This is a genomic window from Phytoactinopolyspora endophytica (assembly GCF_004138495.1).
GTDB lineage: Bacteria > Actinomycetota > Actinomycetes > Jiangellales > Jiangellaceae > Phytoactinopolyspora > Phytoactinopolyspora endophytica.
On sequence record NZ_ML142861.1, the window covers coordinates 139,840 to 143,870 of the forward strand.

At 65.1% G+C, this 4,031-nt stretch carries 3 protein-coding genes and 1 pseudogene; 1 reads left to right on the top strand and 3 read right to left on the bottom strand.

Annotated elements, in window-relative coordinates; genetic code table 11:
- Positions 1–209, top strand: a 209-nt coding sequence (locus ELR45_RS22885) for a hypothetical protein (protein WP_165368027.1), incomplete at its 5' end; no start/stop codon positions are given.
- A gap of 139 nt (positions 210–348) precedes the next feature.
- Here ELR45_RS22885 and ELR45_RS22890 read toward each other — a convergent pair.
- From ELR45_RS22890 to ELR45_RS22900, 3 genes and pseudogenes are all read right to left on the bottom strand, one after another.
- Positions 349–2,907: an ATP-dependent Clp protease ATP-binding subunit gene (locus tag ELR45_RS22890; protein WP_129668407.1), complete on the bottom strand. Its 2,559-nt coding sequence runs from the start codon at positions 2,905–2,907 to the stop codon at positions 349–351.
- A 260-nt stretch (positions 2,908–3,167) separates the two neighbouring features.
- The gene (locus ELR45_RS22895; RefSeq protein ID WP_205857082.1) at positions 3,168–3,497 is read right to left on the bottom strand and encodes a DUF2516 family protein; all 330 of its coding nucleotides are present in this window, start codon (positions 3,495–3,497) and stop codon (positions 3,168–3,170) included.
- A gap of 128 nt (positions 3,498–3,625) precedes the next feature.
- A pseudogene (locus ELR45_RS22900) lies at positions 3,626–4,031 on the bottom strand (hypothetical protein); the annotation flags it as partial.

Sequence of the window (4,031 nt, forward strand, 5' to 3'; positions counted from 1 at the left end):
CGAGCGATGTCGAGGAGGACTGGAACACGATGGTCGAGGGGATGGAGGTGTACGCCGACATCGATATGAACGACATGGAGGCCGTCGCGGAGCTTCAAGAGGACGAGGAGACGGTCGAGCTGATGACCAACATGGACTCAGCTTCCACCAACATCGAGGCCAGTGTGCAGGAAGAGTGCGACATCGACCTACAGGATGACGGCAGCTAAGACGACGCCGAGGACGTGCCGGCCGAGGGACGCAGAGTCCGACAGCTGACCCTCAGTAACAAACGGCGGGGCCCCTACCTTCTACGTGAAGGTAGGGGCCCCGCCGTTCTGTCAGGCGACCGGCAGGACCGGCCAGCCCCTAGCTCGTCTGCTCACCCGCCGACGACGACTCGCCTGCCGCCGAACCGGAGCTCGGAGCCGCGGCGCCGGCTTCCACCGGAGCGAGGTCGGGCAGATCGGACTTCTCGGTCCCTGTGAAGGTGAACTGAGCCTCGCGGCCCTCACCCTCGACGTCGACCACCACGATCTCGCCGGACTTGAGCTCGCCGAAGAGGATCTTCTCGGAAAGCGTGTCCTCGATCTCGCGCTGGATGGTGCGGCGCAGTGGCCGTGCCCCCAGCACCGGGTCGAAGCCGTGCTTGGCCAGCAGCTCCTTGGCGGCCGTGGTCAGCTCCAGGCCCATGTCCTTGTCCCGCAGCCGCTCATCCAGGCCGGTCATCATCAGATCGACGATCCGGATGATCTCCTGCGGCGTGAGCTGGTGGAAGACGATGATGTCATCCACACGGTTGAGGAACTCAGGCCGGAAGTGCTGCTTGAGCTCTTCCGTGACCTTGACCTTCATCCGGTCGTAGCTGGCTTCCTCGTCGTTGGCGGCCGAGAAGCCCAGGTTGACACCCTTGGCGATGTCTCTGGTGCCAAGGTTGGTGGTCATGATGATGATGGTGTTCTTGAAGTCCACCACCCGGCCTTGGGCATCGGTGAGCCGACCGTCTTCGAGCACCTGTAGCAGCGAGTTGAAGATCTCCGGGTGCGCCTTCTCGACCTCGTCGAACAGCACCACCGAGAACGGACGCCGGCGGACCTTCTCGGTCAGCTGGCCGCCCTCCTCGTAGCCGACATAACCCGGAGGCGAACCGAACAGCCGCGAGACCGTGTGCTTCTCGGAGTACTCGCTCATGTCCAGCTGGATCAGCGATTCCTCGTCGCCGAAGAGGAACTCGGACAGCGCCTTGGACAGCTCGGTCTTACCGACACCGGAAGGACCGGCGAAGATGAACGAACCGCCCGGACGCTTCGGGTCCTTCAACCCGGCACGAGTACGCCGGATCGACTTGGACAGCGCCGAGATGGCGTCCTCCTGGCCGATGATCCGCTTGTGCAGCTCATCTTCCATGTGGAGCAGCCTGGAGGTCTCCTCTTCGGTCAGCTTGAAGACCGGGATGCCGGTGGCGAACGCCAGCACCTCGGCGATCAGCTCATCATCGACCTCTGCGACCACGTCGAGGTCACCGGCCTTCCATTGCTTCTCGCGCTCGATCTTCTGCGCGATCAGCTGCTTCTCCTTGTCCCGCAACGACGCCGCCTTCTCGAAGTCCTGCGAGTCGATCGCAGCTTCCTTCTCGCGACGCACGTCGGCGATGCGGTCGTCGAACTCACGCAGGTCCGGCGGCGCGGTCATCCGGCGGATACGCAGCCGGGCGCCGGCCTCGTCGATCAGGTCGATCGCCTTGTCCGGCAGGTACCGGTCGGAGATGTAGCGGTCGGCCAGCTGGGCCGCCGCCACCAATGCTCCGTCGGTGACCGAGACCCGGTGGTGAGCCTCATAGCGGTCCCGGAGGCCCTTGAGGATCTCGATGGTGTGCGCCAGGGTCGGCTCCTGCACCTGGATCGGCTGGAACCGGCGCTCGAGCGCCGCGTCCTTCTCGACGTACTTGCGGTACTCGTCGAGCGTGGTGGCACCGATGGTCTGCAGCTCGCCGCGGGCAAGCATCGGCTTGAGGATGCTGGCGGCATCGATCGCGCCCTCGGCGGCTCCGGCGCCGACCAAGGTGTGGATCTCATCGATGAACAGGACGATGTCGCCTCGAGTGCGGATCTCCTTGAGAACCTTCTTCAGCCGTTCCTCGAAGTCACCGCGGTACCGGGAACCCGCCACCAGGGCGCCGAGGTCCAGCGTGTACACGTGCCGGTCCTTCAGCGTCTCCGGCACCTCGCCCTTGACGATGGCCTGCGAGAGTCCTTCGACGACGGCGGTCTTACCGACACCGGGCTCACCGATCAGCACCGGGTTGTTCTTGGTGCGGCGGGACAGCACCTGCATGACCCGCTCGATCTCCTTCTCACGACCGATCACCGGGTCGAGCTTGCCTTCCCGGGCAGCCTGAGTGAGGTTACGGCCGAACTGGTCGAGCACGAGCGAACTCGACGGCGCCTCGCCCTGTGGGCCGGCACCCGCTGTGGCGGCCTCCTTGCCCCCCTGGTAGCCAGAGAGCAGCTGGATCACCTGCTGGCGGACCCGGTTGAGGTCGGCACCGAGCTTGACCAGCACCTGCGCGGCCACGCCCTCGCCCTCGCGGATCAGCCCGAGGAGGATGTGCTCGGTGCCGATGTAGCTGTGGCCGAGCTGCAGTGCCTCACGCAGGCTCAGTTCCAGCACCTTCTTGGCGCGCGGAGTGAACGGGATGTGCCCGCTCGGCGCCTGCTGGCCCTGACCGATGATTTCTTCGACCTGCTGGCGCACAGCTTCAAGCGAGATGCCTAAACTCTCGAGCGCCTTGGCCGCGACACCCTCACCCTCATGGATGAGCCCGAGGAGGATGTGTTCGGTGCCGATGTAATTGTGGTTGAGCATCCTGGCTTCTTCTTGTGCCAGGACGACGACGCGCCTTGCGCGGTCTGTAAACCTCTCGAACATCAGTGGCGCTCCCTTGCCGAGTGGCCGGCTGTGGAGGGCTTGCCCCCAGCTAACCCCTCGATGTTATCTCCGTCTACCCCCAGAACCCTCGGCTGTTCACCGAGAGTGAGCGGGCTGTGATTCCGATCTGTTCTACCAGTCTGCTGGTCTTGTGCTTCAAGAACACCACGCATGGTCCTCGATGTTCCACTCCAGGACCCACTTGATGCGTACGTTCGCTGCGGGCGAAGCACCATGCAACTGTGCGTGACGACTCGTCACTACCAAGAGCCGTAAGGACCGTCGCTGGAGGAACCACGCCGGCCACCGCCCATGGCACGCACGGCGGGCCGCACATCTACCAGGTACACCGCGGCACCGACCGTGCCGAGCAAGTTACCGAAGAACAGCGGGCTGGGGAAGACCGCAAGCTCGATGACGAGTGCCACCACGAGGATGGCCAGCCAGATCGGCTTGGTGAGCTTGCCGGCAGCTGGGAAAGCGGCGGTGGGCACGCGCACCGCGTCGATCAGCGCGTACGTCTTCATCCCCAACGCCACAACCGCCAGCCCGGCAAGGAGCAGAGACTGGAAGTCACCGAACAAGTCCACGAGACCACTCTACGCGTTACAAGAGATCACGCCAGATCGGCCGTCCGCCGCGTGGGACGGCGGTGGACCCAGCCCCCGCCGCCTCGGTACGGACCGGTGGCGGCGGAGGCTACTGACCGTGGGCCGGCCTACTGGTCTCGGTCCTGCACTTCGTCGATCTGCTGACGGTCCTTCAGGTCGTCGGCGACCTTGTCGGCCGCATCGGCAACGTCGTCGGCGGCGTCCGCCACCCGGCCGCGGATCGCGACCACCCGGTCACCCAGGGTGTTCTCGTACTCGTCACGCAGCTTTGCGACGACGCTCTCGCCGCGACCGGCGAAGTCGTCATAGGTTCTCGAGGTCTGCTGCACCGCCTGGTTGGCGACGTCGCGAACCCTGGCGGGAATCTCGGTCATCAACTCGTGCCGACGTTCCCAGGTGAACGCGTCGCGGGCCCGGTCAGGCAGCCCAGCGGCCCTCTCCGGGAGCTCCTTGAAGAACACCGGAAGCTCCGCACGCCACGTTCTCGCCTCCGCTGGGAGGTCGGCAACGCGA